The organism is Microbacterium sp. BF1 (assembly GCF_019279095.1).
GTDB lineage: Bacteria > Actinomycetota > Actinomycetes > Actinomycetales > Microbacteriaceae > Microbacterium > Microbacterium maritypicum.
Genome location: NZ_JAGYWT010000857.1, coordinates 1 through 567 on the forward strand (window position 1 = coordinate 1; position 567 = coordinate 567).

Consider the following 567-nt stretch of genomic DNA (forward strand, 5'->3'; position numbering starts at 1 on the left):
TAACCACCCCCGCCGACGCGGGCGGCGCGTCCTCCACAGGCGAGGGGCGTCGCGTGCCCCGAGGAGACGGCGCACCGACTCGTCGCCCGGGAGCGACCAGGGCGCTTCCGGCGGGCGTAGGTTGGAGGCACCCCGTTCGAAGGAGCACCCGATGACCGACATCACCGTGACCCGCAACGACGAAGAATCGCGCTACGAGCTCCGCTCCGACGACGTGCTCGCGGGCTTCGCGGCGTTCGATCTGCGCCCCGGATCCATCCGCTTCACCCACACCGAGATCGACCCGGCATTCCAGGGGCAGGGACTGGCGGGAAAGCTCGCATCGGCCGCTCTGGCGGATGCGGCGGAGCGTGGTGATGCGATCGTGCCGCTGTGCCCGTACATCGCGAAGTACCTCGAGACCCACGAGGTGCCGGGCGCGGAGATCCGCTGGCTGAAGCCCCCGTCCGCCCCCGCCGGATCCGCAGGTGAGGACCCGACGGGCCGAGCGGAATGATCGGGCAGCGCCGCCTTATCCTCGAACCCCGTGAAGTGCCGCTCGGCGGGGTACGCGGCATGAACGTGCTG

At 70.9% G+C, this 567-nt stretch carries 1 protein-coding gene; it reads left to right on the forward strand.

Translation table 11 applies throughout. The features are described 5' to 3' along the window. Window positions 1-151: 151 nt before the first annotated feature. A complete protein-coding gene (locus KZA10_RS17210; RefSeq protein ID WP_218683514.1) occupies window positions 152-496 on the forward strand; it encodes a GNAT family N-acetyltransferase in 345 nt (114 codons plus the stop codon). Window positions 497-567: the final 71 nt, after the last annotated feature.